This window comes from Prodigiosinella confusarubida, from assembly GCF_002847015.1.
Classification (GTDB): Bacteria; Pseudomonadota; Gammaproteobacteria; order Enterobacterales; family Enterobacteriaceae; genus Prodigiosinella; species Prodigiosinella aquatilis.
Genome location: NZ_CP025085.1, coordinates 4,199,758 through 4,224,794, shown reverse-complemented (window position 1 = coordinate 4,224,794; position 25,037 = coordinate 4,199,758). Strand labels below are relative to the sequence as shown.

At 49.2% G+C, this 25,037-nt stretch carries 22 protein-coding genes; 13 read left to right on the top strand and 9 right to left on the bottom strand.

Annotated elements, in window-relative coordinates; genetic code table 11:
• Positions 1-91 precede the first annotated feature (91 nt).
• Entirely contained in the window at positions 92-1,507 is a 1,416-nt protein-coding gene (gene pdxR, locus CWC46_RS19210; RefSeq protein WP_021014928.1) for a MocR-like pyridoxine biosynthesis transcription factor PdxR, read from the bottom strand.
• A gap of 92 nt (positions 1,508-1,599) precedes the next feature.
• Here pdxR and CWC46_RS19205 point away from each other — a divergent pair, with 92 nt between their 5' ends.
• Positions 1,600-2,031 (top strand): GNAT family N-acetyltransferase, encoded by a 432-nt coding sequence (locus CWC46_RS19205; RefSeq protein WP_021014929.1) that lies wholly within the window; start codon positions 1,600-1,602, stop codon positions 2,029-2,031.
• 50 nt (positions 2,032-2,081) lie between these two features.
• Positions 2,082-2,519, top strand: a complete 438-nt coding sequence (locus tag CWC46_RS19200) for a carboxymuconolactone decarboxylase family protein (protein WP_021014930.1) — start codon at positions 2,082-2,084, stop codon at positions 2,517-2,519.
• 99 nt (positions 2,520-2,618) lie between these two features.
• On the opposite strand, the gene CWC46_RS19195 is transcribed toward CWC46_RS19200, so the two are convergent.
• Together CWC46_RS19195 and CWC46_RS19190 are read right to left on the bottom strand one after the other, a co-directional pair.
• On the bottom strand, positions 2,619-3,083 hold the full coding sequence (locus tag CWC46_RS19195) for a GNAT family N-acetyltransferase (RefSeq protein WP_021014931.1): 465 nt from the start codon (positions 3,081-3,083) through the stop codon (positions 2,619-2,621).
• Between the two features lie 27 nt (positions 3,084-3,110).
• A complete protein-coding gene (locus tag CWC46_RS19190; protein ID WP_037381336.1) occupies positions 3,111-3,950 on the bottom strand; it encodes a PhzF family phenazine biosynthesis protein in 840 nt (279 codons plus the stop codon).
• Between the two features lie 375 nt (positions 3,951-4,325).
• On the opposite strand from CWC46_RS19190, the gene aroL reads away from it, so the two are divergent.
• Both aroL and ppnP read left to right on the top strand, forming a co-directional pair.
• Entirely contained in the window at positions 4,326-4,847 is a 522-nt protein-coding gene (aroL, locus tag CWC46_RS19180; protein WP_021014933.1) for a shikimate kinase AroL, read from the top strand.
• Between the two features lie 105 nt (positions 4,848-4,952).
• Positions 4,953-5,237: a pyrimidine/purine nucleoside phosphorylase gene (gene ppnP / locus CWC46_RS19175; RefSeq protein ID WP_021014934.1), complete on the top strand. Its 285-nt coding sequence runs from the start codon at positions 4,953-4,955 to the stop codon at positions 5,235-5,237.
• 280 nt (positions 5,238-5,517) lie between these two features.
• Here the strand turns inward: ppnP and CWC46_RS22945 are convergent, their stop codons facing one another.
• Complete coding sequence (locus CWC46_RS22945; protein ID WP_157831388.1) at positions 5,518-5,661, bottom strand: hypothetical protein; 144 nt, start codon at positions 5,659-5,661, stop codon at positions 5,518-5,520.
• Positions 5,662-5,897: 236 nt separating this feature from the next.
• Between CWC46_RS22945 and CWC46_RS19165 the strand changes: the two genes are divergently transcribed.
• Positions 5,898-7,688 (top strand): methyl-accepting chemotaxis protein, encoded by a 1,791-nt coding sequence (locus CWC46_RS19165; protein WP_021014935.1) that lies wholly within the window; start codon positions 5,898-5,900, stop codon positions 7,686-7,688.
• Between the two features lie 62 nt (positions 7,689-7,750).
• Here CWC46_RS19165 and rdgC read toward each other — a convergent pair whose 3' ends face one another.
• The 3 genes from rdgC to sbcD form a co-directional block, all read right to left on the bottom strand.
• The gene (gene rdgC, locus CWC46_RS19160; RefSeq protein ID WP_021014936.1) at positions 7,751-8,662 is read right to left on the bottom strand and encodes a recombination-associated protein RdgC; all 912 of its coding nucleotides are present in this window, start codon (positions 8,660-8,662) and stop codon (positions 7,751-7,753) included.
• Between the two features lie 193 nt (positions 8,663-8,855).
• Positions 8,856-12,539 (bottom strand): AAA family ATPase, encoded by a 3,684-nt coding sequence (locus tag CWC46_RS19155; RefSeq protein WP_021014937.1) that lies wholly within the window; start codon positions 12,537-12,539, stop codon positions 8,856-8,858.
• Positions 12,536-13,774, bottom strand: a complete 1,239-nt coding sequence (sbcD, locus tag CWC46_RS19150; RefSeq protein ID WP_021014938.1) for an exonuclease subunit SbcD — start codon at positions 13,772-13,774, stop codon at positions 12,536-12,538. The genes CWC46_RS19155 and sbcD overlap by 4 nt, the downstream gene beginning before the upstream one ends.
• Positions 13,775-13,986: 212 nt before the next feature.
• Between sbcD and phoB the strand changes: the two genes are divergently transcribed.
• From phoB to proY, 5 genes are all read left to right on the top strand, one after another.
• A complete protein-coding gene (phoB, locus tag CWC46_RS19145) occupies positions 13,987-14,676 on the top strand; it encodes a phosphate response regulator transcription factor PhoB (protein WP_021014939.1) in 690 nt (229 codons plus the stop codon).
• 27 nt (positions 14,677-14,703) lie between these two features.
• Positions 14,704-16,026 carry a phosphate regulon sensor histidine kinase PhoR gene (gene phoR, locus CWC46_RS19140; protein ID WP_021014940.1) on the top strand — a complete coding sequence of 441 codons (1,323 nt, stop codon included), beginning with the start codon at positions 14,704-14,706 and terminating at the stop codon, positions 16,024-16,026.
• Positions 16,027-16,318: 292 nt separating this feature from the next.
• Positions 16,319-17,425, top strand: coding sequence for a cobalamin-independent methionine synthase II family protein (locus CWC46_RS19135; RefSeq protein WP_021014941.1), 1,107 nt, complete (start codon positions 16,319-16,321; stop codon positions 17,423-17,425).
• A gap of 486 nt (positions 17,426-17,911) precedes the next feature.
• Entirely contained in the window at positions 17,912-19,231 is a 1,320-nt protein-coding gene (gene brnQ, locus CWC46_RS19130) for a branched-chain amino acid transport system II carrier protein (protein WP_021014942.1), read from the top strand.
• Between the two features lie 75 nt (positions 19,232-19,306).
• Positions 19,307-20,680 carry a proline-specific permease ProY gene (gene proY / locus CWC46_RS19125; protein WP_021014943.1) on the top strand — a complete coding sequence of 458 codons (1,374 nt, stop codon included), beginning with the start codon at positions 19,307-19,309 and terminating at the stop codon, positions 20,678-20,680.
• A 124-nt stretch (positions 20,681-20,804) separates the two neighbouring features.
• Here proY and CWC46_RS19120 read toward each other — a convergent pair whose 3' ends face one another.
• Both CWC46_RS19120 and CWC46_RS19115 read right to left on the bottom strand, forming a co-directional pair.
• The gene (locus CWC46_RS19120) at positions 20,805-21,407 is read right to left on the bottom strand and encodes a peroxiredoxin C (protein WP_021014944.1); all 603 of its coding nucleotides are present in this window, start codon (positions 21,405-21,407) and stop codon (positions 20,805-20,807) included.
• A 214-nt stretch (positions 21,408-21,621) separates the two neighbouring features.
• Positions 21,622-22,203, bottom strand: coding sequence for an acyl carrier protein phosphodiesterase (locus CWC46_RS19115; RefSeq protein WP_021014945.1), 582 nt, complete (start codon positions 22,201-22,203; stop codon positions 21,622-21,624).
• A gap of 117 nt (positions 22,204-22,320) precedes the next feature.
• Between CWC46_RS19115 and queA the strand changes: the two genes are divergently transcribed.
• From queA to yajC, 3 genes are all read left to right on the top strand, one after another.
• Positions 22,321-23,388 carry a tRNA preQ1(34) S-adenosylmethionine ribosyltransferase-isomerase QueA gene (gene queA / locus CWC46_RS19110; protein ID WP_021014946.1) on the top strand — a complete coding sequence of 356 codons (1,068 nt, stop codon included), beginning with the start codon at positions 22,321-22,323 and terminating at the stop codon, positions 23,386-23,388.
• Between the two features lie 100 nt (positions 23,389-23,488).
• A complete protein-coding gene (gene tgt, locus CWC46_RS19105) occupies positions 23,489-24,646 on the top strand; it encodes a tRNA guanosine(34) transglycosylase Tgt (RefSeq protein ID WP_021014947.1) in 1,158 nt (385 codons plus the stop codon).
• Between the two features lie 51 nt (positions 24,647-24,697).
• A complete protein-coding gene (gene yajC, locus CWC46_RS19100) occupies positions 24,698-25,033 on the top strand; it encodes a preprotein translocase subunit YajC (RefSeq protein ID WP_021014948.1) in 336 nt (111 codons plus the stop codon).
• Positions 25,034-25,037: the final 4 nt, after the last annotated feature.

Below are 25,037 nucleotides of genomic sequence, written 5' to 3'. Positions count from 1 at the left end.
ATCAACGAATTGATCTGATGCGGGGTGCAGTGACCTGCTCCATTATCCCGGTATTGTCAAAGATAAGCCTCTCCTGGCTTAAGGATGAGGGCTAGAATTTCCCCAACGCTTTACCTAAGCGCAGCACATTTTCCAGGGCCTGCTCCGGTGTGGCGAGATTGGTAAAGCCCAGTATGAGCCCTGACGGTGAGCCTTTGCGCATAGACCAATTACTCAACGCTTGCACTGCCAGTCCCTGCTCATTCGCCAATGAGGCCAGGATGTCGTCGCTATGTTTTGTTTTAAGATATACCAGCACATGAAGGCCGTTTGCCCACGGAGAGATCTGTAATTTCTCACCAAATACCTGAACCAAGGCATCGATCAGATAGCGACGCCGTAGCGCGTAGAGCGTGCGCATTTTCCTGAGATGACGGGCAAAGTGCCCCTGAACCATGAAATCAGTAACCGTTGCTTGCGTAAGAAAGGAGCTATTGCACTGAAGTCGGTTCGCTGTCTCCCGGAATTTTTTTATCTCTTTTTTTGGCACGACCAGATAGGCAAGGCGTAGCCCGGGAAAGAGCACTTTACTGAACGTTCCGGTGTACAAGACCCGACCACATTGATCCAGACTCTTTAAGGCAGGAAGTGGCCGACCACAGTAACGAAACTCACTGTCATAGTCGTCCTCAATAATCCAGGCTTGCCGGGCACTGGCCCACTCCATCAAGGCCAGTCGTCGAGGTAACGACAAAGCAACACCCAGCGGGCTTTGATGTGTCGGCGTGACAACAGCAAAATGAGCGTCAGCCGCGTTTTGCAGGCCAGCACTAACGATCAGTCCTTCACCATCCACGGGCACGGGAACAAGACGCATGCCAGTGTGTTCGAGATATTGTCTGGCAAATAAATAACCGGGTTCTTCGAACCATCCGGTATCGCCCACTTGCAATAGTGTGTGAAAAATCAGGTCCAGTGAATTGCAATAACCAGTCGTGATGAAAACCTGCTCATGGGTACAATCGATACCTCTGGAAATACCTAGATAAACGGCAATTGCCTGGCGCAGCGGCTCATATCCGATTGGATCAGGATAAGCCATGACGGTTGCATTCATGGCGCGTAATTGGCGTCCGGCAAGTCGCGCCCATGTCTTGCGAGGAAAGGCATCCAATGCGGGTAATCCTGGCTGAAATGCCTTGAGCCCAGATAGTTCGGCTTGAGACTGTCGTCCGCTATTCTTCGATGTGGGCTGCGTAGTCACGTTGCGCAACCGGGTCAATTGTGGCGATACAACGGTGCCGGCGGGGCCCCGGGGTACGAAATAGCCTTCGCTGCTTAGCATCTGGTAGGCAGTTTCGACGGTGCCGCGTGCCAGATTCAGTTCGCTGGCAAGGCTGCGTACTGACGGCACCCGTTCCCCGGGATTCAACTTGCCTTCGGTGATTGCATCACGAAAGCGGCGATACAACTGTAAATAGATCGGTACTGCCTGCTCTCGATGTGGTGTGAAATAACTGAAATCCATCTTCATGGCCTATTAATAATATCGATTCTTGCATCTATTGAATAGGCCATTATTTTTCTAACATGGCAACACTTCTGACAAGGCGTTTCGCTATGAAAACTATTCGTTTAAGCCATATTGACACCGAACGTGATTGCCTGGCCTGTTTTGTTGTCGCACAAGAACTGAGACCCCATCTCATCAGCAAAGACGTTTTTGCTGAACAAGTTTCGAGACAGATTCGGCAGGGCTATCGAATGCTTGCAGCATGGCAAGAAGATCAGGTCGTGGCCTTCGCCGGCTATCGCTTGCTGGAAAATTTACTGTATGGCCGTTTTATCTATGTTGATGACCTGGCGGCTATGGCGGAGGTACGAAGCCACGGCATCGGCCGACAGATCATTGAAGAACTTCGCCAGACAGCACAACGTCTGGCGTGTACGCACCTGGTGTTGGATACCGGCCTGGCTAATGTGTTGGCGCAGCGCTTTTATTTTCGTCAGGGACTGCTGGCAAAAGGTTTGCACTTTAGCTTGCCCGTCTGACGACATCTGGGCAGGAGACCAACACTTTCATTACGCTATGGAGAATACCCATGAATACCAATACCCTTCGCCTACCTTATAAAATGCTTTCGCCTGATGCCTATCAAGGTTTCCTGACGACGAAGAAAGCGCTAGAGAAAAGTTCTCTTGGCAATCAGTTGATCGAGTTGCTTAATTTGCGGATTTCGCAGATCAATGGCTGTGCTTATTGTCTGGAAATGCATGCAACGTTGCTGCGTGCCGATGGCGTATCAGAAGCGAAATTGGATAGCCTGGCCGGCTGGCGGGTAAGCCATCATTTTAGTGATCGCGAACAGGCCGCTCTTGCCTGGGCCGAATCATTGGCGGACGTCGCTGATACCCATGCGCCTGACGACGCATTTGAGCCGCTGAAAAGACACTTCAGTGACCAGGAAATATCAGATCTTTGCTTTGTTATCTCGCTGATGAGCGCGTTTAACCGATTGGCTATTGGATTACGTCAGTAACAATCTGAGCAATCCGGTGACGTGATGATCCGGTTTCCTTTGCGCGTCAATTAAGCCTCTATATTGACCGCGCAGTGTTGCAAGCAAGTAGCGCTGATACTATGTTGCCGTCATATCCAGATGGAAAAACTGGTTGAAGTCTGTGGCGGTATATTCTCCGAATGCCTCACCCTTGATGAAACCAAATCGCGAATAGAGTGCCACCGCTGGACCGAACGCATTTCCAGAGCCGGTCTCAAGACTTACCCTCTGGTATCCGCGGCTACGGGCGACGGCGAGCAGATGCGTGAGTATTTTCGCGGCCACACCCTTGTGCAAGTGTGCAGGATCGGTTCGCATCGATTTGATTTCGCCGTGGGTCGGCGACAGTTCGCGTAATGCACCGCAACCAAGCAGTTGGTCGTTTTCCCAGGCTGTGAAGAAAGATATATCCGGTCGCTTCAGGCCGGACATATCGAGCGCAAATACGCTGCCGGGCGGGGAGTTAGCGTGCATACCCTGCAAATGAAGGTGAAGAAGTTCTACGGCTTGGGGGTTATCAACGTCGCCGGCTTTGATGATCATGACGGCATCCTTATCTTTACTTGCATATCATAGCCTCCGAACACAACCGCCGACCCGAATGCTGGCACCGGGGATATCGGTGATTTCCACATCAAGTTGGCATGGAATGCCCATATCCTCGCCCTGTATAATCGTGATGTTGCCGCCATGGGGCCAATGAATTTCCCGTAAATATCCCCCCAAGGCGGCAGCGGCAGCCCCTGTCGCTGGATCTTCGTAGACGCCGCCAGCAGCGAACGGATTGCGCGCATGGAAGCGCTGAGCCGTCTCGGAGAAAATAATCATGATCGTCGCCAGTGATTCAGCATCCATCACTGTTTTGCCAGCATCAAGGTTGTAGGTCATATCACGCAGGCTTTCGCGGTTATTGAGGGCCAGCAGAAGATGGTTGGCACCGGCACTGATAATCGCTGGTGGGATGTGCGGGTCGAGATCAGTACTTGACCAGCCGAATAAATCAAGGGCTTTCGAAAGATAAGCGGGTGGCACAATCTTCATCGTGGTTGGCGGGGATTGTAAAGTAGCCCTCGTCAAACGACCAGATGTGCGTCCCTCGACGGTGGCTTGCCCATTTTTGAGCTGGAGCCGAAAGTGGCCGTCTCCCTGTCTCGCCGCCAATGCTGCGCCAAGCGCGATAGTCGCATGACCACAGAAAGGCACTTCCATGGCCGGTGCGAAGTAACGAACACGCCAGTCACCACTATCAGGCATCGCAAACACCGTCTCGGAATAACCGATCTCGGCGGCGAGACGTTGCATGACCGAAGGCTCAGGGAAAGTGTTGCAGATCATAACACCTGCGGGATTGCCGCCATGATCACCATTCGAAAAGGCGGCGAACCGTTCCACTGGGATGTCGGGAATCATAGTCATAAAACGTGTCTCCATATCGTCGAGATGACGGGATCTTTTTGTCCGTCGAAAATGGGGTTATGAAAGGACATCGCCTCCTGCGTTTATCACCAGAACATCGAATCCATGTCTATAATGTCACTTCTTTTCGGAGGCCAAAAAATAATTTGATATCATCATTAATTATTCTCAATTGCCTGCTTTCAGCAAAAAAGTGCGGAAATTGGCACTAGAAGCACCAATATTGATGATTTTCCCGATCATTACCACATCAGAGTCTTCCTTATTAATGAATTTTACTTGTATGATTTGGGGCTTGTGCAGCTGGTATGGCCAACGACATTCTTCGTTGGTGACCGGCCTGAGAGAAAAATAAGGATACATCTTTAGATGACACAGCCCATTTTTATGGTTGGTGCCAGAGGGTGCGGTAAAACCACGGTTGGTTGTGAACTGGCGCGGACTCTTGGTTATACCTTTGTGGATACGGATATTTTTATGCAGGAGACCAGTCATATGACTGTCGCCGATGTCGTAGCTCAGAAAGGATGGCAAGAGTTTCGCCGTCGGGAAAGTGAAGCATTGCAGGCAGTCACGATGTCGAATCGGGTTATTGCCACTGGTGGCGGCATGGTTCTGTTGGAGAAGAATCGGCGCTTCATGCGTGAAAAGGGTACGGTTATTTATCTGTATGCGCCAGCTTCGTCGCTGGTTCAACGTCTGGAAGAAAGCCCACAGGCACATCAGCGGCCTACATTAACCGGGCGACCGATTGCTGAAGAAATAGCGGAAGTTCTGGCGGAGCGTGAGGCGTTTTATCAGGATGTAGCTCATTACAGGATTGATGCCACGCAATCATTGTCATCCATTGTGACCGATGTAATACAGGCGTTGCGTTTACCAATAGCGTGAGACAATGCCAGTGGCTGCACAAATTCGCAGAATAAATCGTGACAGCCAGCCTTTTCTCCTTCTAATATGAATTTCATCGACTTTTCGACAAAAAGGTAGCGCACTATGCTGAATGTAAATGAATATTTTTCAGGGAAAGTGAAATCAATTGGATTTGATAGTGGCAGCATTGGCCGCGCTAGTGTCGGCGTGATGGCAGCAGGGGAATATACTTTTAGTACCGGCCAGGCCGAAGAGATGACAGTTATTAGCGGCGCCTTAAATGTATTATTGCCCGGTTCGCCTGATTGGCAGGTTTTTATGCCCGGTGAGTCTTTTTTCGTACCGGCTAAAAGTGAATTCAATTTACAGGTATCTGAAAATTCATCCTATCTTTGCAAATACTTGTAGTCACAGTACGTAATTATCTCTTCTTGTGATGGCTAATAATGAAATGTTATTAGCCGATACTCTCCAGTTTTTATACACCCTGATACTCAATAGATTTCAAGATGCAGGAGATGAGTACGAGGGGGTGACTAAATAACATTTTGAATTTATTAAATATTTTTCATCCCCTACCACTTTTTCTTATTCATAATATTCTCTTATATTAAAAAAATAAATTAAAACTCTATAAAATGAATGCAAGTCGTTGTATTTTTTCTGTGAGATTAATCTGATTTTTCTCTTATTCTCTTTGAGCAGATTTTTCCTTTTGGACAGATCGTTTAATCAAGTCTTCTGGGGGAATGGTGGTTAGCGGGAATTTGGCAGGAATATTGTTGCTCTCACAAAATGGAATATCTGGGTTTTTATTTAAAATAATCAGCATGATTACATACCCAATAAACTTCGAGTGGCAGAAAGGCGGCAAACGAAAACATCCCGATGAGCTTACTCAGGTAAGTGGCCAGGGTGACAACTCTGCCAAGGGCAGATTTAAACGCCGCTTACAACTGCCCCAAAGGGGCGAGGTCCAGAGATGAGCTGGGTAACTGAGCGGGTAGCCAATACATCTGCAACTTGAACGACGGCGGGTATAAATAATCATTTCATAAGTGGTTAACTATGCTTAAAACGACACGTTCACGTATTCTGGCTGTTTGTACGACCATCATTGTGTTCTCCCTGGCTATTAATACCTTTTTTAACTATCGGGTGACGGACAAATACAATACAGAATCCATCAATAACCTTCTGACAGCAGTAACATCAAGTCATAGTCTCGCCATTGGGGACTGGGTTGAGTCAAAAAAACAGATGATTGCATCATTGAATAATGTTGCACTGACCAGTGAACACCCGATTCCTGCTTTCAAGCAGATGGCTGCCGCAGGAAATTTTATTAACGTTTATATGGGGTATGCCAACAAGACAGCGAAGTTCTCCGATCCTGGTGATATTCCTGCCGATTATAACCCGACAGTCCGTCCCTGGTATCAACAGGCGGTACGTGAGGGCAAACCGGTTGTCACCGCACCTTATCTGGATATGGCGACCAACACGATTGTCGTGTCTTTTGTTGCGCCAGTGTTGGATGGCAGTATGGTGAAAGGCGTATTGGGCGGCGACGTGACGATGCAAAGTGTCATTGCCAACGTTAAATCCATCCATCCCACACCTGCCAGCTACGGCATCCTGATTCAAGCGGACGGTACTATCATTGCACATCCTGATGAGAAACTGACGCTGAAGAAAATCACGGATATTGCACCTGACATTAATTTGAGTGAGGTGCTAAAAGCGGAACATCCGGTGAATGTTGTGATCAGTGGCAGTGATAAACTGGTACGTGCTCAGGTGGTCAAGGGGACTGACTGGTATATGCTGGTGGCGTTGGATGAAAAAGAAGCTACGGCCGGAATGCATTCACTGTTGTGGACGTCGGTGAGTACGCTGGTGGTGATTGCAATCCTGGGATCACTGATTGTGGGATTCCTGATCAATTCTTCGCTGAGGCGCTTGTTGCAAGTTCGTGACGCGATGGACGACATCAGCAGTGGCACCAATGACTTAACACTTCGCTTGCCGGATGACGGTCATGATGAGGTGTCGCAGATTGCCCGTTCATTTAACACTTTCATCGATAAACTTAGCATGATCATGCTGCAAATCCGGGATATCAGTGCCTCGCTACAAGTGGCTACCGATGAAATTGCTGCCGGGAATAACGATCTTTCCTCTCGAACTGAGGCCTCTGCGGCGAGTTTGCAGCAGACGGCCGCGGCGTTAGAAGAGATCTCTGCTACCGTGACGCAGTCGGCAGGGTCCGCTCAACAGGTCAATGCTCGTGCGCTATCACTGGCGAGTGATGCCAGTACCGGCGGTAAAGTGGTATCCGATGTTATCGTCACGATGGATGAGATTGTCGTCGCATCTGGTAAAGTCGGCGATATCATCGGTGTTATTGATGGTATTGCGTTCCAGACTAATATCCTGGCTCTTAACGCGGCAGTGGAAGCGGCGCGTGCCGGCGAGCAAGGCCGTGGTTTTGCCGTGGTGGCGTCTGAGGTTCGCGGGCTGGCACAGCGCAGCGCGCAGGCGGCAAAAGAAATTAAGACATTGATAGAAGCGACGGTAGAGAGTGTTACCGAAGGGTCTCGACAGGTCCGTCAGGCCAGCGACACCATGAATGAAATAGTGAGTGGTGTCTCTACTGTGACCACAGTAATGTCTGAAATAACACAAGCTTCTGAAGAGCAGATGCGCGGCATTCAGGAGATCAATAAAGCGGTGGCGCAATTGGATTCGATGGTGCAGCAGAATGCCGCACTGGTACAGGAATCCGCATCGGCTTCCGCAGCACTACAATCGCAAACGGAAGAACTAACCTCAACCATCGGACACTTCAAACTGTAATTGTCATAACGCAACCCATCCCGCCGGATTATGCGGCGGGATGCCTTTACGCACCAATGTTCTTAACGCTGGGCTTCGCCACCCAAGGCTTCCGTCAGATTTTTGATCAACGCGGCCAACTCGCCGGTCATCAGGATAAAGTCCGCATCAAAGCGTTGTGCTGCGTCTTCCCGGTCTATATCGTCGTTCTGTTCACGCAGTATATCGGAAAATTTCAGTCGTTTGAGCGAACCATCATCGGACAGTACCAGTTGTACTCGCTCCTGCCAGTCCAGCGCCAATTTGGTCACCACCTTGCCAGCTTCGATGTGGGCAGCAATTTCATCGCTGACCAGTGCCTGTTTTTTGCAACGGATAACGCCACCCTCTTCCAGAATGGCTTTCAGTTCTGCCTCATCCTGGAGTGTAAAACCAGCAGGTGTCTCACCAGATCGCACCCATTCAGTAAGCGTGAGTTCGATCGGGTTTTCCATTGTTAACGGGACTACTGGTAACGAACCGAGGGTTTTCCGCAGTAAGGCCAGTGTGTCCTCGGCTTTTTTTGCGCTGGCGGCATCAACCATAATCAGATTGTTGACTGTGTCTACCCATAACCAGATTTGACCAAAGCGGCTGAAGGCCCGAGGCAACAGGCTGTGCAGGACCTCATCTTTTAAAGCGTCTTTTTCGGTTTTTTTCAGTTTACGGTGTTGTTCGCCTTCCAGTTTTTCAATTTTTTCCTGCAAGGTTTGTTTAATGACTGGTGAGGGTAGAATTTTCTCTTCTTTGCGTGCGCAGATAATAATCTGGCCGTTGGCAACATGAGTAAATGCGTCGCTATGGGAACCCATCGGTGAAACCCATCCACTTTTGGTCATATCCTGGCTGCCACACGGTGTAAAGGCAAAGGCGGCCAGCTGTTTTTCCATTTCATCCGCTGACAGGCTGATATCGCGATTCAGGCGATAGATCATTAAATTTTTAAACCACAGCATTTATGTTATCCCAGGCTGGCGTGTGGTGAAGACACGCGATTTTATTCACAGTGCGCATGATAACGAATTGCAGTGGGGGAAAGTAAGATAAAATAGTCTCATAACGGATTCACGGTCAGCGTATGTCGTCGTTTCCCGTGTCGCGAGTGTTGAATCGGGCCACGGCATTGGGGATATCGTGGCCCGCAAGTTGTTATTTCACTGCATACTCACTGTCCAGTTGGCTGATGCCCAGACCGTTGCGTTTTTTTACCCGAATTTGTACCTGAATTCGCTCTTTCATCGCCTCAACATGGCTGATTACGCCAATCGTTTTGCCAGAGGCATTCAGGTTATCCAGTACATCCAGCGCGGAATCCAGCGTTTCACCATCCAACGTACCGAAGCCCTCATCCAGAAATAGCGAGTCAATGCGTGTTTTGTTACTGACCAAATCGGAGAGCGCCAGCGCCAGCGCCAGACTGACCAGAAAACTTTCCCCGCCGGACAAGGTTCGCGTATCCCGAACGGCGTCCGCCTGCCAGGTATCTACTACCTGTAACTCCAGCGTGTCAGAGGCTTTACGTTGCAGCAGATAACGGCCATGCAGGCGTGAAAGTTGGCGGTTGGCCAAATAGACCAGATGGTCCAGTGTTAATCCCTGGGCAAAACGGCGGAATTTGTCGCCTTTTTGCGAGCCAATCAGGTGGTTAAGATAACCCCAGTCGTCGCATCCTTGCTGGCTTTTGGTAATATCATCCAGCAATACCTGTTGTTTGAGTCGGTGTTGCTGGTCACTGGCCAGTTGTTGACGCAACTCTCCCTGTCGTTGAACTTCGGTTTTAAGCTCATTGCTCAATCCAGCGAGCGTTTGATTGATATCTGACGGGTTAATGTCTTCTGACAATGAATCAGGTTTTCCGGCCAGGTGCTGTGCCAGCGCCAGTTCCGCCTGCTGATGCAATGCCTCAACCTGCTGCTGCCGCTGACTGATTTTTTCTTTCAACGCCATAAGCTGGTTACGCTCGGCTTCGTCCAACAGCGCGCGTTTGAATGCGTCTTGATTCTCAAACTGGCTCTGTTGCAGCGCAGTATCAAAATGCTGTACTGCCTGCTGATAAGCTGCTTGTGTTCGTTGATATTGCTGTTCCAGACTGCCTTTTTCACCGGTAAGACGGCTGAACGCAGACTGTCCTTGCTGCCATTGTGCCTGAGACTTCTGACGGTATTGTTCATGCTTCTGACTGAGCTGACGCAATTGCCCAAGAACGTCATTGACCTGTTTATTGCCGAATAACTGCCAGCGGGTCTGTTGAGCCTGTTCCAGCGACTGCTCCGTTTCCGTCAATTGCTGTTGTTGTGTTTTGATGACTTCGTCTATTTCACGCAAACGCCGTTCATCACCTTCAATTTCGGTATTCAGTGACGATAACAGAGGGGTTTGCTGATGTTGTTCGTGCTCGTTCTCCTGCCATCGCAGCCACTCCATCTGACGTTGACCAAGCCATGATTCTTGCTCGTCAGCATCGGGAATTGGCAGACCGAAACGCGTAAGTGATTGCGTGATGGATTGGTGCAGTCGATTTTGTTCCTGCTCGACCTTTTCCCGAGTTTGTTGCAATTCGATATGCGTGGTTTCCAGCATGCGTTGCTGCTGGATATTCAACGCCATCTGCTGTTCCGTTTGTTGCAATAGCTGATTGGCTGCGGTCAGTAAATCCTTACTTTTCTGTATCTGGTGCTGATTTTGCTCTCGTTCTGTAATCTGGGACTGGAGTGACCGTTCCTGCTCATCACACTGTTCCAGCCAGGTGATAAGTGTTTCTGGCTGCTGTGGGTTGAAGTTTACAAGTAAGTGTTCACTTAGCGTTTGGCATTCCTGTTGTAGTGCCTCATGTTCCTGAGAAACATTTAACAGTGCAGTTTGTTGTTGTTGACGCTGTTGCTGCAATAACTGTAGCTGCGTTTCTGTTTGTATCACTGCCGCCTTCAGTGTTTCCACTTCCTGACGTAGGGCATGCAGTCGATTCTGGGTTTCTGAAACGCGCAGTGTCTGGTAGCGTTCAACTGCCGGATGATGTGTAGAACCACACAATGGACACTCTTTACCCGGCTGCAATTGACTTCGTTCGTTTTCAAGACTGGCAATCCGCTGTTCCAGTTCATAGCGTTTATCTAAATCGATCAGGTGTTGGGCCTGTCGTTGATACTCCTGACGTTGTCGTAACTGTAATGCTTCCAACTGCTCGATGCGGTGTTGAGAGTCCTGTTGCTGTGCATCCAACAATTGATACTGGTTGGACAATCGGTGCAGGACTGTGGTGCTGGTCGAGAGTTGTTGCCGTTGCGGCCGCTGAGTGGTGAGTTGGACAAGCTGCTGCTGAAGCGTCGTTACTGGCAGCTGTTGTTCTTGTTGCTGGTGGTGTTGCTGATGTTGTCCGAGTAACTGCTGCGCTCGTCCGGTGGCGGCCTGCTGTGCATCACGTTTTTCGATTAGCTTTACCTGCTGACGTTGCAGATGTTCTGACTGCTCCTGCTGTTGTGCAAGTCTGTCCTGTAGTATCAGCAGTTCCTGTAATAGTTTCCGTTGCTGTGGGAACTGGGCCTGCCAAAGCGGAATATGGCTTCCCCAGTGTTGATACATCAGGTTTTGCTGTCGGTAAATGTCAATTTGCCTTAACCGTTCCTGGGTTTGGCGATACTGCTGACGTAATTGCTCTAGCTTGCCGATAGCGGCTTTCTGTTGGTTACGCTGTTGCTCTAGCGCGTGCTGATACCGGTTGCGTTGCTCCTGTTGCGTGGCGATATGGAGGTCCAGCGGTAGGACTTGTTCGTTGATCAGGGTTTCCTGTTGCTGACGGTAATCGGCATGTTCCTGTTGCGCCACTATCGCTTTTTCGGCTTGTGATTTCAGTAAAGCCACGACGGATTGCTGGTTGATCAACTGGTCAGTCAAGTCAGTAATGTGCTGGGCCAGTAACGTTTTTTCACGTTGACATCGTTCTTGCGTATCATAAAGAGGGCGTAATTTTTCCGCTGGCGCACTTGTCGCCAATCGTTCCAGTTGTGGTCGAGCCTGTTGTTGCATCTGCTCTACCTGACTGCGCTGCTGTTGCGTGGCAGTGAGCGCCTGCTGACATTGCGCCAGTGTTTCATACCAGCGCTGATGTGCGAGGATTTCATCACGTTGTAGACTCAGTGACTGCTCTCGTTGTTGTCGTGCTGACAACTGATGTTCCAGTTCCGCACGCTGTTCATCACTTAGCAGTTCGATGCTGCTGGCGCGTGCGCGGAATGTATCCAATTGAACCTGTGCTTCTTTATGCTGTTCAAATACCCGTTCGGAAATGAGGCCGTAAATCTCCGTACCTGTCAGCTCTTCCAGTAATTCTGCCCGTTCGTTGGCGTCAGCGTTGAGGAAAGCGGCGAATTGCCCCTGGGATAACAGCATGGATTTGGTGAACCGGTCGAAATCAAGGCCGGTGATATCGGCAATCATTGCCAGCTTGTCATTGATCTTTTCTGTCAGAATTTTACCGTCGGCACACCGGGCTAGCTCGACTTTCGGTGGTTGTAGATTCCCTTCCGGTGAATTACGGGCCCGACGTTGACTCCAGAAGGCTCGATAGGCAATACCCTTGACTTCAAATTCAACTTCGGCCAGCGACTCAGCGGTATGTCGCGTCATCAGTTCATTCTGAGTGGGTGTCACTTTCAGCCGCGGTGTCTGGTGATATAACGCCAGACAGATGGCGTCGAGCAGTGTGGTTTTACCAGCACCGGTCGGCCCGGTGATGGCAAACAGGCTATTACTGACGAAAGGTTCGCGGGTGAAATCAACTTTCCACTCGCCTTGTAGCGAGTTGAGGTTTTTTAAACGCAGGCTGAGTATTTTCATACCTTGTCCTCCTGCCGGTGTTCATCCTGTTCGATGTCATGCATGACCTGTGTAAACAGTGTCTGAAGTCGTTGTCGACGTGGTGTCTCCAGGTCGGGCTCCAACGCCAGGCGCCGTTCGAAGACCTCTTCTGGTTTCAGTTCGTTCAGTGTCTCTTTTTCCTGTTGTATCAGCATTTGTAAATGTTGTTCCCGCGCCCGGCGCAGTAGCAGCACTTCAACATGTAGCCCCACCGTCAGTTCTTCAATCCGTTTCTGAATGTCATTCAGGTAGTCCTGTGTGGCGACTTCAATATCCAGCCAGACTGGCGATGCTCCCTGATACTCCCTGAATCCGTTCAGGCGACGTTCAATTTCTACCAAATCGCCTTTGATCAACTGCATCGGCTGTGTTTCTGGGATGGTCAATGTATCGACAGTGTGGAGTGATCCTTGGTCAAACGTGACCAGATAAACGGATTTTTCGTGATTCAACTCATCAAAGCTCAATGCGATGGGGGAGCCGCTATAACGAATGTGTTCGGTCTTTGCGATTCGTTGAGGGCGGTGAATGTGTCCGAGGGCAATATAATCGGCGGGGGGAAAGAGTTGAGCTGGAAAGGCTTCCAACGTGCCAATATAAATATCACGCACTGAATCCGATGTTGTGACACCGACAGTGGTGAGGTGACCAGTAGCAATGATGGGCAAGGGTAATCCCAGCTCATCACGTCGCTGACAGACAACCTGGTAGCAGTGCTGATAATGTTCGGCAATGGCGTCCAGCAGCGCTCGCTGTTTATCTGCACCAGACTGGCCAGCCTGGCTGGTTAGCAAATCGCGCGGACGCAAGAAAGGAATGGCGCACAATAGGGCACCCGGTTCTCCCTGACGGTTATTCAGTACCAGCACTTGCCGGTCAATATCGTTATCGCTGCTGGCGATGACCTGCGTGTTCAGGCAGGCCAGCAGGGAACGGGATTCGTTCAGCGTGGCCACTGAGTCATGGTTTCCGCCAAGTATCACCAACTGGCAACCGGTGTGCTGCAAATCCACGACAAAACGGTTATATATCTCCCGTGCATAGCTGGGCGGGGTTCCGTTATCGAAAATGTCACCTGCTACTATTACTGCATCCACATCGTGTTGTTGAACTTGATGAATCAACCAGCGTAGAAAGGCCTGGTGTTCAGCGGCACGGCTCTTGGTATAAAAATATTGACCAAGATGCCAGTCAGAAGTGTGAATAATTCGCATGAAACTCCCTGCTGATGGGGTATGTAATAGTTATCATCGGCGATTATAGGTGGTCAGTTTAGTGCTGTCGCAAAGAATAGCAGTAATTACGTCAGGTTAAATCAGACCAGAAGAGTGTATCCGGGGGCAGGTTTCTGTTCATAAATCTGTCACAAAAGTGACGCATAATGCATTCCGCACGCTAATAGCGATGATTAATGGCAGGATTAACGATGGCAAGACGTATTTTGGTTGTGGAAGATGAAGCGCCTATCCGTGAAATGGTGTGCTTTGTGCTGGAACAGAACGGTTATCAGCCAGTTGAGGCGGAAGATTATGATAGCGCGATAAACCAGCTGACTGAACCATACCCTGAATTGGTTCTGCTTGACTGGATGCTGCCTGGCGGTTCAGGCCTGCAATTCATCAAGCACATGAAACGTGAAACACTGACCCGGGATATTCCGGTAATGATGCTTACCGCGCGCGGAGAAGAAGAAGATCGGGTGCGTGGGCTTGAAGTCGGTGCGGATGATTACATTACCAAACCATTTTCCCCCAAGGAACTGGTAGCGCGTATCAAGGCTGTGATGCGTCGGATTTCACCCATGGCGGTGGATGAAGTGATTGAAATGCGCGGGTTAAGCCTTGATCCTTCTTCACATCGAGTGACGACGGATGAGTACGCGCTGGATATGGGGCCAACTGAATTTAAATTGCTGCATTTCTTTATGACGCACTCTGAACGGGTATATAGTCGTGAACAGTTGCTGAATCATGTTTGGGGCACTAACGTTTATGTTGAGGATCGTACTGTTGATGTTCATATCCGCCGTCTTCGTAAAGCGCTGGAGACCAGTGGGCATGACAAAATGGTGCAGACCGTTCGTGGAACCGGTTATCGTTTCTCGACGCGTTACTGACAGCGTTAGTTTGGGAGATTTTCTAACGTGCTAGAACGTTTATCCTGGAAAAAGCTGGCATTGGAGCTGGCTTTTTTTTGTACTCCTGCTGTGTTGCTTGGGCTGATTTTTGGTTATCTGCCCTGGTTTCTTCTGGTCTTTGTTCTGGCGGCTTTATGCTGGAATTTTTACAATCAGCTTAAACTCTCTCATTGGCTGTGGATTGACCGCAGCATGACGCCACCTCCCGGTCGATGGAGCTGGGAACCGCTGTTTTATGGTCTTTATCAGATGCAGTTGCGCAACCGTCGACGTCGGCGCGAACTGGCTCTGTTGATCAAACGTTTTCGCAGCGGCGCTGAGTCACTACCTGACGCGGTAGTGATCACCACAGAAGAAGGCACCATGATCTGGTGTAATCGGTTGGCCCAGCATCTACTGGGATTTCGTTGGCCAGAGGATAATGGTCAAAATATTCTCAATTTACTGCGTTATCCTGAATTTACCGAATATATGCAGTTACGGGACTTCAGTGGGCCGCTGATGTTGCTGTTGAATAATTCGTACCATGTCGAGTTCCGCGTGATGCCCTATTCAGAGGGACAACTGCTGATAGTGGCTCGCGACGTGACGCAAATGCGTCAGCTTGAAGGTGCCCGCCGTAATTTCTTTGCTAATGTCAGTCACGAGCTGCGTACACCATTGACAGTGTTACAAGGTTATCTGGAAATGATGAGTGATGAATCGCTGGATGCCACTTTACAGGCAAAGGCGCTCAATACCATGCAGGAGCAGACGCGGCGGATGGATGGCCTGGTTAAACAACTGCTTACGCTATCCCGCATCGAGGCGGCAACCGCTATCGATCTGAGCGAGGAAGTGGACATTCCGCTGATGCTGCGGGTGTTACAGCGTGAAGCGGAGACGCTGAGTCAAGGGCGCCATGAGATCATTTTTCGTGTTAATGAACAATTAAAAGTGTTCGGTAATGAAGATCAGCTGCGCAGCGCGGTTTCTAATTTAGTGTATAACGCGGTGAATCATACGCCGAAGGGAACCCGTATTGAGGTGTGCTGGCAACAGACGCCATCGGGCGCACAGTTTCAGGTGAGCGATAACGGGCCAGGTATTGCCCCCAAACATCTACCTCGCCTGACCGAGCGGTTTTATCGTGTGGATAAAGCCCGTTCCCGCCAGACCGGGGGGAGTGGACTGGGGCTGGCTATCGTGAAACACGCCCTTGGCCATCATGACTCCAGGCTGGAAGTTATTAGCGAGGAAGGTATTGGTTCTCGCTTTATGTTTACCCTGCCAAACCGGTTAATAGTGTCTTCCGCCCTGAACCAAAATACGGCTAAACCGTTAGCCTGACGGAAATACCTGATGAAATCCGCTACCATGCCGCCGCAGCTATGTTGTTGCTGCTCGGTGTTGTTTATGGTACCCAACCTCGCTATACATTCATGAGTATTTGTCACGGAAAGATGAATTTATTTCATGTGATGTGAAAATTACTCCCTTGTCCTTGATTAATACTCATGCCAATATGCCCTCACTTTTAGCCGTCTAGATGTCCATTAAATACAGCGGCGTAATTATTTTATAATGAAACTATAACTCTGTGACAGTAATTGCGCTGTCAACAGGCTGTCAGGAGCAAAACATGACACAAACACTTCCTCCGTTTCGTGCCGACGTGGTCGGTAGTTTGTTGCGTCCCGCAGCAATTAAACAGGCCCGTGAGCAGTTTCAGGCTGGTGAGATTGACGCCGCTCAATTGCGGAACATAGAAGATCAGGAAATTCTGCGTGCGGTTGAGTTGCAGCGGAACACCGGATTGCAGGTGGTGACTGATGGTGAATTTCGTCGTGCCTGGTGGCATTTCGATTTTTTTGAAGGGTTGAGCGGTGTTGAGCGTTATGAAGCCGAGCAAGGCATTCAGTTCAACGGTATTCAGACCAAGTCCCGTGGCATAAAAGTAACCGGTAAAGTGAGTTTCAACCCACAGCATCCCATGCTGGCAGACTTCCGTTATCTGCACGCTATTGCGGGCGATGCGGTGGCGAAGATGACCATACCCAGTCCAAGCGTGATGCATTTTCGTGGCGGTCGTAAGGCTATTGATAGCACTATTTACCCCGATCTGGGCACCTACTTTGACGATTTGGCACAGACTTGGCGTGATGCCATTAAAGCGTTTTATGATGCAGGTTGCCGTTATTTGCAACTGGATGACACGGTATGGGCCTATCTGTGTTCTGACGATCAGAAGCGTCAAATCCGTGAACGTGGTGAAGATCCACAACAACTATGCCGTATTTATGCGGATGTGCTGAATAAAGCGTTGATTGGCAAACCAGACGATCTGATTATCGGGCTGCATGTTTGCCGGGGGAATTTCCGTTCGACCTGGATTTCCGAAGGGGGCTATGAACCGGTGGCCAAAACCCTGTTTGGTGAAGTGAATGTCGATGCTTTCTTTCTGGAGTATGACTCGGAGCGTGCGGGGGGATTTGAGCCGTTGCGCTATATCAAGCCGGGACACCAACAAGTTGTACTGGGGCTTATCACGACTAAAAATGGCGAATTGGAAAATGTACAGGATGTAGAAAGTCGTATTGCTGAAGCGGCAAAATATGTTGACATAAAACAGCTTTGTCTGAGTCCGCAGTGTGGCTTCGCGTCAACAGAAGAGGGCAACAGCCTGAGCGAAGACGCTCAGTGGAACAAGCTGAAACTAGTGGTCGATATCGCCCAGCGTGTGTGGTGATTCAGTACCCGTTTATGTTTGTTATAACGCTGGCATATTTCGCCGGCGTTTTTTATTTCTATAAGTTTTGGTTATGGTTTTATTTTGTACAATTTAAGTATTTAATGGGATTTTATTGCACTAAATATTCTTATGATGCACAAATCATGTATTGGTCGATTGTCCTAAATTAACTCAATATGCCATCTTGATAATTAAATTTAGTTTAATATTCTGCTTTTTAGATCAAGTATTGTATTTTTTCGCTATAAACGCTTTACTTAGCCCCCATTGTGGCTATATCCAATAAATTGCACGATGCAGGAAGACGGCAGTCAGGTAACTGAGCGCAGCTAACGCATCTGCAACTTGAAAGATGATGGATATATACGCCAATCAATTATTTCAATAATTCTGCACATTGCCCGAATGAAAATCTGGTGTCGCTGATTTTTCTACCCGGTTTTTTCTTTTTTAGCGAGTTTATACAGGCAACACGACATAACTATGAGTCATCGTTTAACGTCCAAAGATATCATGGCATTGGGTTTTATGACCTTTGCCCTGTTTGTCGGCGCGGGGAATATCATTTTCCCCCCGATGGTGGGTTTACAGGCGGGAGAACATGTCTGGATCGCCGCACTCGGTTTTTTGATCACTGCCGTTGGGCTACCGGTCCTAACCATTATTGCCTTGGCACGGGTTGGCGGTGGTATCGATACCTTGAGCAGTCCGATTGGCAAGAAAGCCGGCGTTGTGCTGGCGACGGTATGCTACCTGGCCGTCGGTCCATTGTTTGCAACCCCTCGTACCGCAACAGTATCGTTTGAAGTAGGTATTGCACCGTTGGTGGGTGAGGGCACCACACCGCTACTGATATATAGCCTGATCTATTTTGCGATTGTCATCGGGATTTCCCTGTATCCGGGACGTTTGCTGGATACTGTCGGTCATATTCTGGCACCGGTAAAAATTATCGCTCTGACGATATTGGGTGTGGCGGCGCTACTGTGGCCTGTCGGTGCTCCCATTCCGGCTACTGATATCTATCAGCATGTGCCTTTTTCCAGCGGGTTTATTAATGGTTATCTCACTATGGATACGCTGGGGGCGATGGTATTCGGTATTGTAATAGTTAACGCCGCCCGTTCCCGAGGGGTTGTCGATGCTGCCCTGCTTACCCGGTACACCATGCTGGCGGGGTTGATTGCGGGTGTTGGTTTAACACTGGTTTACTTGAGTCTGTTCCAGTTGGGATCGAACAGCGGTGTTTTGGTGCCGGAAGCGCAGAATGGGGCTGAAATTCTGCATGCTTATGTTCAGCACACCTTTGGTAATATGGGCAGTAGCTTTCTGGCATTGCTGATTTTTACTGCCTGCATGGTGACCGCGGTAGGGCTGACTTGCGCCTGTGCGGAGTTTTTTTCCCAGTATCTGCCTTTTTCCTACCGTACACTGGTTTTCACCCTGGGGCTGTTTTCAATGGTGGTGTCTAATCTGGGATTGAGCCACTTGATTCAAATGTCCATTCCGGTGCTGACGGCGATTTATCCGCCCTGTATCGTGCTGGTTTTACTGAGTTTTACGCTTCGCTGGTGGAATAACAGTGCGCATATTATCGCGCCGGTGATGTTGGTGAGCCTGTTATTTGGCATGGTTGATGGTGTAAAATCGTCTGCCTTCCAGCCGTTGCTGCCACTGTGGTTATTGCATTTGCCGTTGAGTGAACAAGGGTTGGCCTGGCTGCCGCCATCCATGGCGGTGTTGCTGGTGGCGATTATTTACGACCGGGTGTCTGGTCATCAGGAAGTCAGGGTGCATCTTTAAGTTGTGATTGTTTGAATTTTGTACCACAGGCAAGCGCCTGTGGTTTTTTCGTTTGTAAAACAGGGTTGCTTATTTATGGAACAACAATCCAAGCTCAAGCGTGGGTTAAGTGCGCGGCACATCCGTTTTATCGCTTTAGGTTCGGCGATTGGTACCGGCTTGTTCTATGGCTCAGCCAGCGCTATTCAGATGGCGGGACCCAGCGTGTTGCTGGCTTATCTGATTGGGGGCGTGGTGGCCTACATTATCATGCGCGCCTTGGGGGAGATGTCGGTCAATAACCCCCAGGCCAGTTCTTTTTCACGTTACGCCCTGGATTACCTTGGGCCGTTGGCGGGATATATCACCGGCTGGACCTATTGTTTTGAGATGCTGATCGTTGCGATTGCCGATGTTACCGCTTTTGGCATCTACATGAGCGTCTGGTTTCCCGATGTCCCACACTGGGTATGGGTGCTGAGCGTGGTGATGATCATCGGTGCGATCAACCTGATGAACGTCAAGGTGTTTGGTGAATTGGAGTTCTGGTTGTCCTTCTTCAAAGTGGCAACCATTGTTGTCATGATCATCGCCGGCGTCGGTATTATCGTCTGGGGAATCGGCAATGGGGGCGAATCGACCGGTATTCATAACCTGTGGTCCAACGGTGGTTTTTTCAGCCATGGGGTTATGGGAATGATTATTTCACTACAGATGGTGATGTTTGCCTATGGCGGTGTCGAAATTATCGGTATTACCGCTGGGGAAGCGCAAGACCCTCGTAAATCGATTCCACGGGCCATCAACTCAGTACCGTGGCGTATTCTGGTATTTTATGTCGGTACACTATTCGTGATTATGTCCATCTATCCATGGAATCAGGTAGGGACTAACGGTAGCCCGTTTGTGCTGACGTTCCAGCATATGGGCATTACCGCCGCAGCGGGTATTCTGAATTTTGTGGTGATTACTGCCTCGCTTTCCGCGATTAACAGCGATGTTTTTGGTGTAGGACGTATGTTGCACGGTATGGCGGAACAAGGACAAGCGCCCAGGATCTTTACCCGACTTTCACGACATGGCATTCCCTGGGTGACAGTAGTAGTGATGACCATGGCGTTGTTGGTGGCGGTGTACCTGAATTACATCATGCCGGAAAAAGTCTTTCTGGTGATCGCCTCTCTGGCAACCTTCGCGACGGTATGGGTGTGGATTATGATCCTGTGTTCTCAAATCGCCTTTCGTCGCAAACTCAGCCGTGAAGAAACAAAAGCACTGGCCTTCCCGTTACGTGGTGGCGCTGTCACCTCTGCTGTCGGGGTGGTTTTCCTGATTTTTATCATTGGATTGATTGGTTATTTCCCTGATACCCGAATTTCTCTGTATGTCGGGGTGCTGTGGATAGTTATGCTGCTGCTAAGCTATGCCATTTATCAACGTCGCAAAAAACTTGAAACAGCTACCTGCTGATAACGGCATTGCTGCTGTCAGGTATTTTCCGTTAGATAAATCTTAAAGATAAGAAAAAAGCCAATTGCGTTAGCAATTGGCTTTTTAACACTGATAAAAACGAATAACCGGAAGAAGTTGTTTCTTACAGCTTGGCCGCGTTTTCAGACAGATATTTAGCTACGCCATCAGGGGAGGCACCCATACCGGCTTTGCCTTTTTCCCATTGAGCCGGGCATACTTCGCCATGCTCTTCGTGGAACTGCAATGCGTCAACCATACGCAGCATTTCGTCGATGTTACGGCCTAACGGCAGATCGTTAACAACCTGATGGCGGACAACACCATTTTTGTCAACCAGGAAAGAACCGCGCAGTGCCACGCCGGCATCTGGATGTTCAATACCATATGCTTTCTGAATTTCACGTTTAGAATCTGCGACCATTGCATATTTCACTTCGCCGATACCGCCTTTATCGATCGGCGTTTTGCGCCAGGCGTTATGTACGAATTCAGAATCGAAAGAAACACCAACAACTTCAACACCACGTTTCTGGAACTCTTCATAGCGGTGATCGAATGCGATCAGCTCGGAAGGGCAAACGAAAGTGAAATCCATCGGCCAGAAGAAGATCACAGCAGGTTTACCACTGATATGCTTTTTCAGGTTGAAATTTTCAACAATTTCTCCGCTTCCTAAAACAGCTGCAGCAGTGAAGTCGGGGGCTGGGCGAGTTACCAGGACCATAATTACTCCTGTAAATAATTGTGAATGATGGATTGATGTAGAAAACGTTAGTAAGTATAGGGACTCCATACTAGTGAATAAAGATAAAGCGACCAATCAATGAGATAGCTTTTGCCTATCGAATCAATTGGTATTTAACCCTGATACTTAAATTAATCCCTTTGTCTAAAAGGGCAAGCAGTATCGACAAAACTATAGCAGACCAGCTTAAGATCTAAAGTTGACCCGTTTTCGCCAACTGCATCATACGAGGATAGAATTGCCAGAATAATGTTTCAAATTGGTGGTAGTGACGTTCAATATCGCTAAAAGAGCCAGAAAGTGCGGCCAGACGCGGGCGACGCACTGACATCCGATGCAGTACATCGGCGATGAAGGGGAGCTCTGCATAGCGCTCCAGCCAACGTTCCGGCCATAAATAACGGTTTAGGTTCTGGAAGCGATCTGGCGTTTGGGACAAATGAGGGACTATTTGCAATTGCGCCGTAGTAATAAAGTTATCCAGCAAGGTCGTAGGTTCCAGTGTCGACCAATGCCGTGACAGAAAATGATCCCACAGAACATCGAGTGTGATCGGGGCGACTCGGCGATAGTCCGCACTGAAACAGCGGCAGGCTTCCCGTACTTCAGGCAGACTGTCGGTAAGGACATCGACGCGACGATGCAATCGGATGCCTGCCACAATGTCAGACGGATAATGTTCCTGGGGATTACCCCGTACAAAATCAGCCATCAGATTCCCGATCAGAGAACTGTTGGACAGTGTGGCCAGATGGAGGTGCGCGAGAAAATTCATGTGCCCAGTATAGTGCAATTTATCTGTATTCCTTGCTTATTTCTTGCAGCCATCCTCTCTCGGCTCTAGACTAGGCCGCCTCTTTTTTTACTATGTCGAAAAGCTAAGTGAATTGTCATGCGTGTTACCGATTTTTCGTTTGAACTTCCTGAATCTCTTATTGCCCATTATCCACAGCCACAACGCAGTGGTTGTCGTTTACTGTCGCTGGATGGGCCGACAGGGAAGATAACGCATGGCGTGTTTACCGATCTATTGGACAAACTGGATGCTGGCGATCTGCTGGTTTTCAACAATACTCGAGTCATTCCGGCTCGCCTGTTTGGTCGTAAAGCCAGCGGTGGCAAACTGGAAGTGCTGGTGGAGCGAGTGCTGGATGAACACCGTGTACTGGCACATGTTCGTGCGTCTAAGGCGCCGAAACCCGATGCGGTGCTGATTCTCGGTGAAGATGAGAGCGTACGTGCAACGATGCTGGCCCGTCACGATGCCTTGTTTGAGATTCGCTTTGATGACGCGCGCGATGTGCTGACCATCCTTAATGATATCGGCCATATTCCGTTGCCGCCTTATATTGACCGCCCTGATGAAGAAAGCGATCGGGAGCTGTACCAGACGGTTTACAGCCTGCGACCAGGTGCGGTAGCCGCACCTACTGCTGGATTGCATTTCGATGAACCGATGCTGGCTGCTCTGTGCGCCAAGGGTGTGAAGATGGCGTTTGTCACTTTGCATGTCGGGGCTGGTACTTTCCAACCTGTACGGGTCGAGACCATCGAAGAGCACATCATGCACGCGGAGTACACTGAAGTACCACAGAATGTGGTGGATGAGGTATTGGCCTGTAAGTCGCGAGGCAATCGGGTTGTTGCTGTTGGCACCACGTCAGTCCGTTCGCTGGAAAGTGCGGCGCAGGCCAGCCAGGATGGATTGATTTCCCCTTTTTTTGGTGATACCCGCATTTTTATCTATCCCGGTTACCACTATCGGGTGATCGATGCGCTGGTGACTAACTTTCACCTGCCTGAATCCACGTTGATCATGCTGGTTTCAGCCTTCGCCGGGTATCACCATACCATGAGCGCCTATCAGCAGGCAGTGGCGGAGCAATACCGTTTTTTCAGTTATGGCGATGCGATGTTTATCACGCACAATGCTGCGGCTGAGCAGGAAAAAATCGGGTAACTCCCTGTTATTATGTACTACAGACCAGGTTCTGTGGGTATGACTGTTTTATAAGCAATCAACGATAACATCAGACTGTTTCTCTGATGCTGGAGGTTAAGTGAAGTATGAATTATTAAATACCGATGGTTGCGCTCGCCGTGGTCGCATGGTATTTGAACGCGGTGTAGTGGAAACACCGGCATTTATGCCGGTAGGTACTTACGGTACGGTTAAAGGGATGACTCCGGAAGAAGTCAAGGAAACCGGCGCGCAGATCCTGTTAGGTAATACTTTTCATCTGTGGCTGCGTCCTGGGCAGGAAATCATGAAGCTGCATGGTGATCTGCACGATTTTATGCAGTGGCACGGACCTATTCTTACTGATTCCGGCGGTTTCCAGGTGTTTAGCCTGGGAGATATCCGTAAAATTACGGAAGAGGGTGTCCATTTCCGTAACCCGATTAATGGCGATGCCATTTTTCTGAGCCCTGAAAAATCCATGGAAATCCAGCATGATCTGGGCTCCGACATTGTGATGATTTTCGACGAGTGTACGCCGTATCCTGCTGACTGGGATTATGCCAAGCGCTCAATGGAAATGTCGCTGCGCTGGGCGCAACGCAGTCGCCAGCGTTTTGACGAGCTAGGTAACAAGAATGCGCTGTTTGGGATTATTCAGGGTAGTGTTTACGAAGATTTACGAGATGTCTCGGTAAAAGAACTGGTAGACATTGGCTTTGATGGGTACGCTGTGGGCGGCTTGGCAGTCGGCGAACCTAAAGCGGACATGCACCGAATTCTGGAACATGTCTGTCCGCAAATTCCGGCGGATAAACCCCGTTATCTTATGGGGGTCGGAAAACCGGAAGATTTGGTTGAAGGGGTGCGGCGTGGCATTGATATGTTTGACTGCGTAATGCCAACGCGTAATGCCCGTAATGGTCATTTGTTTGTCACCGATGGGATAGTAAAAATCCGTAATGCCAAGTATAAGGACGACACTGGACCATTGGATGAACACTGTGATTGCTACACGTGTCGCAATTATAGCCGTGCCTACTTGCATCACCTTGATCGTTGTAACGAAATACTTGGTGCACGACTCAATACTATCCATAATTTGCGCTATTATCAGCGGCTGATGGCAGGTTTACGTCAGGCCATTGAAAAGGGTAGATTAGAGGACTTTGTGGCTGCGTTTTATCAGCGTATGGGTAAGCCGGTTCCGCCGTTGGCTGAACAGGATGTTGTAGATGATAAGGGTGGCCACCTTTAAATATCGTTTTATTGATAACATTTTTGTGTTGATAACAAAGAGGAAACTTAAATGAGTCTTTTCATTTCCGATGCTGTAGCAGCAACCGCTGGTGCTCCGGCTCAGGGAAGCCCGTACTCTCTGGTTATTATGCTGGCCGTTTTCGGTCTGATCTTTTACTTCATGATCCTGCGTCCCCAGCAAAAACGTACCAAGGAACACAAAAAGCTGATGGATTCTATCAGCAAGGGTGATGAAGTATTGACCACAGGCGGCTTGGTTGGCCGTGTAACCAAAGTGTCCGATACTGGTTATGTTTCGATTGCCTTGAATGATGATAATGAAGTCATTATCAAACGTGATTTCGTGGCGGCAGTGTTGCCGAAGGGTACTATGAAAGCCCTGTAATTTT

Bases quoted from the DNA above. Each gene is read 5' to 3' on its own strand.
- pdxR (WP_021014928.1), bottom strand. From the start codon at position 1,507: ATGGATTTCAGTTATTTCACACCACATCGAGAGCAGGCAGTACCGATC.
- CWC46_RS19205 (WP_021014929.1), top strand. From the start codon at position 1,600: ATGAAAACTATTCGTTTAAGCCATATTGACACCGAACGTGATTGCCTG.
- CWC46_RS19200 (WP_021014930.1), top strand. From the start codon at position 2,082: ATGAATACCAATACCCTTCGCCTACCTTATAAAATGCTTTCGCCTGAT.
- CWC46_RS19195 (WP_021014931.1), bottom strand. From the start codon at position 3,083: ATGATCATCAAAGCCGGCGACGTTGATAACCCCCAAGCCGTAGAACTT.
- CWC46_RS19190 (WP_037381336.1), bottom strand. From the start codon at position 3,950: ATGATTCCCGACATCCCAGTGGAACGGTTCGCCGCCTTTTCGAATGGT.
- aroL (WP_021014933.1), top strand. From the start codon at position 4,326: ATGACACAGCCCATTTTTATGGTTGGTGCCAGAGGGTGCGGTAAAACC.
- ppnP (WP_021014934.1), top strand. From the start codon at position 4,953: ATGCTGAATGTAAATGAATATTTTTCAGGGAAAGTGAAATCAATTGGA.
- CWC46_RS22945 (WP_157831388.1), bottom strand. From the start codon at position 5,661: ATGCTGATTATTTTAAATAAAAACCCAGATATTCCATTTTGTGAGAGC.
- CWC46_RS19165 (WP_021014935.1), top strand. From the start codon at position 5,898: ATGCTTAAAACGACACGTTCACGTATTCTGGCTGTTTGTACGACCATC.
- rdgC (WP_021014936.1), bottom strand. From the start codon at position 8,662: ATGCTGTGGTTTAAAAATTTAATGATCTATCGCCTGAATCGCGATATC.
- CWC46_RS19155 (WP_021014937.1), bottom strand. From the start codon at position 12,539: ATGAAAATACTCAGCCTGCGTTTAAAAAACCTCAACTCGCTACAAGGC.
- sbcD (WP_021014938.1), bottom strand. From the start codon at position 13,774: ATGCGAATTATTCACACTTCTGACTGGCATCTTGGTCAATATTTTTAT.
- phoB (WP_021014939.1), top strand. From the start codon at position 13,987: ATGGCAAGACGTATTTTGGTTGTGGAAGATGAAGCGCCTATCCGTGAA.
- CWC46_RS19135 (WP_021014941.1), top strand. From the start codon at position 16,319: ATGACACAAACACTTCCTCCGTTTCGTGCCGACGTGGTCGGTAGTTTG.
- brnQ (WP_021014942.1), top strand. From the start codon at position 17,912: ATGAGTCATCGTTTAACGTCCAAAGATATCATGGCATTGGGTTTTATG.
- proY (WP_021014943.1), top strand. From the start codon at position 19,307: ATGGAACAACAATCCAAGCTCAAGCGTGGGTTAAGTGCGCGGCACATC.
- CWC46_RS19120 (WP_021014944.1), bottom strand. From the start codon at position 21,407: ATGGTCCTGGTAACTCGCCCAGCCCCCGACTTCACTGCTGCAGCTGTT.
- CWC46_RS19115 (WP_021014945.1), bottom strand. From the start codon at position 22,203: ATGAATTTTCTCGCGCACCTCCATCTGGCCACACTGTCCAACAGTTCT.
- queA (WP_021014946.1), top strand. From the start codon at position 22,321: ATGCGTGTTACCGATTTTTCGTTTGAACTTCCTGAATCTCTTATTGCC.
- yajC (WP_021014948.1), top strand. From the start codon at position 24,698: ATGAGTCTTTTCATTTCCGATGCTGTAGCAGCAACCGCTGGTGCTCCG.